The 4418-nt window shown below is 51.1% G+C and carries 2 protein-coding genes; one reads left to right on the plus strand and one right to left on the minus strand.

Going from position 1 to position 4418, the window contains the following annotated elements; translation table 11 throughout:
• Positions 1-275: 275 nt before the first annotated feature.
• Complete coding sequence (locus RUMCAL_RS07510; protein ID WP_040647501.1) at positions 276-1592, minus strand: hemolysin family protein; 1317 nt, start codon at positions 1590-1592, stop codon at positions 276-278.
• Between the two features lie 736 nt (positions 1593-2328).
• On the opposite strand from RUMCAL_RS07510, the gene RUMCAL_RS07515 reads away from it, so the two are divergent.
• The gene (locus tag RUMCAL_RS07515; protein ID WP_021682096.1) at positions 2329-4377 is read left to right on the plus strand and encodes an elongation factor G; all 2049 of its coding nucleotides are present in this window, start codon (positions 2329-2331) and stop codon (positions 4375-4377) included.
• Positions 4378-4418 lie beyond the last annotated feature (41 nt).

The raw sequence follows: 4418 nt of genomic DNA on the forward strand, positions 1-4418 counted from the left end.
GTCGCCAGACGCTCTTTGTGCGGTATTGCCCTGGGATAACACCGCAAAGTGCTTGCGTTGTACTGCCATTATTATACCGGTTCTCTGTAAAGTCTGCACGGTGGCTATGTAAAATCTGCGTAAAAAATAAGTTGCGTTTTGTCGAAGCTGGAGAGGGCAGTCTGAGGTATTGCCCTAAGGAAACACTGAATTTCACAACACCGCACATGAAAAAAAGCATCTCAACGAGATGCTTTTTTGTATTCTAATGCTGTTTTCTCCGGAAAAGTCTTCTGTTACAGTGGATTTGCCGGAGAATGCTCCAGCCGGACGATTGCCTTTTCCACACAGTGCTGCCGGACGTTGAGAATGCGGATCAGGTATCCCTCGATCTCCAGCTTCAGGCGGCTGCCGTCCTTTGGAATCTCGCCCAGCTTGCCGATGAGAAAGCCGCTGAAGGTTTCGTATTCCTCCGCATCGGAAAATTCGTGATCCAGAGCCTTTGCCACATCGTGGAGGGAACAGGTGCCGCGGATCTTCCACGTTTTCGAATCCAGACGTTCCAGTTCCGGTTCCTGCCGTTCGGTTTCGTCATCGTCGAAATCTCCGACCAGCTGTTCCACCAGATCGGTCACAGTAATGATACCGCACATGCCGCCGTATTCGTCCACAACGACTGCAAAATGGTCTGCGTGCCGTTTCATCTTGCTGAACAACTCGTCAGCTTTCATGGTTTCGTGAATGAAATAGGGCGTGTGTACAGCGTGTTCCATGACGAATTCCTTGGTGCGGTTTTGCAGCCGGAAAAAGTCCTTGGCGTTGAGCACGCCTACGATCTGGTCTACGCTGTCCCCGCAGACCGGATAGACCGAGTGGCGGGATTCATGAATAGTCTGTTCCCATTGAGCAATGGTTTCGTCCAGCCAGAGCACCGCCACTTCCTTGCGGTGGGTGCAGATCTCGCCGACAGTCAGATCGTCAAATGCAAATACATTTTTAATGAGGTCGTTTTCTTCGGTGTCGATCGTTCCTTTTTTGTGTCCCGCATCTGCCATGAGCAGCAGGTCTTCTTCCGTGACGATCTCGTCCTCACTGTTGGGGTCAATGCCGCAGAGCCGCAGGATTCCGTTGGTGGATTTGGTCAGCAGCCACACCAGCGGGGCGAACAGCTTGGAAATTACCGTGATCGGTCCGGACATTGTCAGCGAAAATTTTTCGGCATTCTTCATGGCAATGCGTTTCGGCACCATTTCGCCAAAGACAATGGAAAAATAGGAGATGACCAGTGTTACCAGAATGACGGAAATCGTGTTCAGCACAGAGGTACTCAACCCGATGCCGGTCTTTTGAAGCAGCCCCGTCAGCTTTTCCGCGAAGCTGTCGGAGGCAAATGCCGCACCCAGAAAGCCGGACAGGGTGATCGCCACCTGAATCGTTGCCAGAAATCCGGAGGAGTTCCGCACCATTTTCAACAGCCAGCGGGCACGCTTGTTGCCGTTTTCCACTTCTTTTTCCAGTTTTGCCTCGTTGACGGAGATCACCGCGATCTCTGTGCCGGCGAATACGGCGTTCAGGGCGATCAGGGCGATCTGCAATAAAATTAAACCTACCATTTGAGAAAAAATTCCAACCTTTCTTACTACAATATTATGTGTGATTTCTGTAAAGGCAATACCGCACAAAGAACGTCTGGCGACTTTGCACGCCATCTGCTTGCAAATTTTCCGTCATATTTCACAAAAATGCTCGTGAATACATCAAGTATTCACTCTGCTTTTTGCTCCATCTGACGGAAAATTTGACGACGCATCTGTCGCACAATCTTTGTGCGGTATTGACGTAAAAATACAAAAAGACACAGCTAGCACCGCATACGGTGCAGACTATGCCTTCTACAGGCAGCACGAACGCAAAAAATGCCATACCTCTGCTGTATCACAGGGCATCGTGCTGTCATCATGATTCGATTCGGATTTGTTGTGTCGCTGTCATCGGCGGCGTCCATGAAAAATTTCCTCCAGTTACTCTCATAAAGGAAACGCTGCATAAAGTCCGTTTGCCGGCTTTGTACAGTGTTGACTGAAATATTTTAAATCATATTCTATCACCTTTTTGTGCACTTGTCAATAGCATTTCAAAAGTTTGTGGAAACTCCACAAGAAATATTGACAGTCGGACACACCGGACAGGCGGAATACTTTCCGGTTCTTCGAAAAAAATTCAACTTTTTTCAAAAAGGGCTTGCAATGTGATGTGAAATGTGCTATAATTGCAATATGCAGTTGAAATAAAATTAGGCAACTTGCTAAATTGCTGCGAAATAGAATTTATGATAGGAGCGAAAAAGCTATGATCATCAAGAATATTGCACTGGCTGGCCATGCCGGCACCGGAAAAACCACATTACTGGAAGCCCTTTTGTATCAGGGTGGCTGCGTGGAACGCATGGGCAGCGTTGCGGCGGGCACTACAGTTTCTGATGCTGCACCGGAGGAGATCAAGCGGCATTCTTCCGTGTACACCGCCACCGGCAGCATCATGCTGGACGGTCAGAAGATCAACCTGCTGGACACACCGGGCATGTTTGATTTTGCCGGCGGCATGGTGCAGGGTATCTCTGCGGCGGACTGCGTAATGATTACCGTATCCGGAAAATCCGGCGTTCGGGTGGGCACGAAAAAGGCATACCGTGCAGCAGAGGGCAAGCCACGAATGTTTGTGGTCACAAAGCTGGACGATGAAAACGCCAACTTTTATAATGTACTGACAGAACTGAAATCCGCTTTCGGGCCGTCGGTTTGTCCGGTAGTAGTACCGGTCATCGCAGACCGGAAGGTGGATTCCTACATCAACCTGATCGAAATGAAAGCCTATCGCTACGACAAGGACGGCAAGGCTCAGGAGATCCCCATGCCGACTTCCGAGGTTTCCGAAAAATTGAGTTATCGGGTAGACGGCTTGATTCAGGCGTTTTCAGAGGCAATTGCGGAAACTGACGAGGAACTGTTTGAAAAGTTCTTCTCCGGCGAGGAGTTTACCCAGAAAGAACGGGTGGACGGTATTCATAAGGGCATGCGTGACGGCACGATCACACCGGTTGCCTGCGTTTCGGCACAGATGCTGGAGGGCGTAGACCTGCTGTGCAAGGAAATGGAACTGTTGGTGCCGGAAGCTTCTGACGAGATCACGGCACTGAACCAGAACGGTGAAGAAGTCGTACTGCATCAGTCACCGGAAGAACCGGTCTGTGTGCAGGTATACCAGACACTGGCAGACCCCTATGTGGGCAAACTGTCTATGATGCGGGTGATTTCCGGCACACTGAAAGCTGGTGCCGAACTGGTGAACAGCAAAACCGGAGCCACAGAAAAACTGAACAAACTGTTCTTCCTCTGCGGCAAGAAGCAGACGGAAACGGCTGTTGCAGAAGCAGGGGATCTGGTGGCAGCGACAAAGCTTTCCGCCAATACCGGTGATACACTGTGTGACAGTTCCCGCGTAGTCAGCCTGCCCCGCAGCAGCTTCCCGACACCGTGCTACAGTATGGCAGTGCGTCCGGCGGCACGGGGCGATGAGGCAAAGGTGGCTGCGGCGATCCAGAAGATTCTGGAGGAAGACCAGACCTTGTCCTATCAGCAGAATCCGGCAACCAATGAGATGATCCTCTCCGGACTGGGCGAGCAGCACCTGAGTGCGGTGATTTCCAAGCTGAAAGCTGATTTTGGGGTAGATGTGGTACTTTCCGTGCCGAAGATCGCTTATCGGGAAACCATTCGGAAAAAGGTCAAAGTTCAGGGTAAGTACAAGAAACAGTCCGGCGGCCACGGACAGTACGGCGATGTCTGGATCGAGTTCGAACCGTATCCGTCGGAAGAACTGGTCTTTGAAGAAAAGGTATTCGGCGGTGCTGTGCCGCGGAATTTCTTCCCCGCAGTGGAAAAGGGCTTGCAGGAATCCTACACCAAGGGTGTTCTGGCAGGCTTTCCGGTGGTCGGCGTAAAGGCAATTCTGGTGGACGGTTCCTATCACCCTGTGGATTCTTCGGAGATGTCGTTCAAGACGGCGGCTTCTCTTGCATATAAAGAAGGCATGAAGCAGGCAGAACCGACGCTGCTGGAACCGGTGGGACTGATGAGCGTAACCGTTCCGGACGAATGCACCGGCGATATTATGGGCGACCTGAACAAGCGTCGCGGCAGAGTGCTGGGCATGAATTCTGTGGAAGATCAGGGTATGACTTTCATTTCGGCAGAAGTACCGCTTCGGGAAATGGCAGATTATGCATTGCAGCTGCGGCAGATGACACAGGGCGAGGGAACCTTCTCCATGGCATTTGCCCGCTATGAACAGCTGCCGGCAAATCTGGTGGCAGAGGTCATTGCTTCCGCATCGGAGTAATGCTTTTTTGAGGCAATACCGCACAAAGAGCGTCTGGCGAC

It is taken from the genome of Ruminococcus callidus ATCC 27760 (assembly GCF_000468015.1).
Taxonomy (GTDB): Bacteria; Bacillota; Clostridia; order Oscillospirales; family Ruminococcaceae; genus Ruminococcus_C; species Ruminococcus_C callidus.

Excerpts from the sequence above, each read along its gene's own strand:
- RUMCAL_RS07510 (WP_040647501.1), bottom strand. The coding sequence starts at position 1,592 with ATGGTAGGTTTAATTTTATTGCAGATCGCCCTGATCGCCCTGAACGCC.
- RUMCAL_RS07515 (WP_021682096.1), top strand. The coding sequence starts at position 2,329 with ATGATCATCAAGAATATTGCACTGGCTGGCCATGCCGGCACCGGAAAA.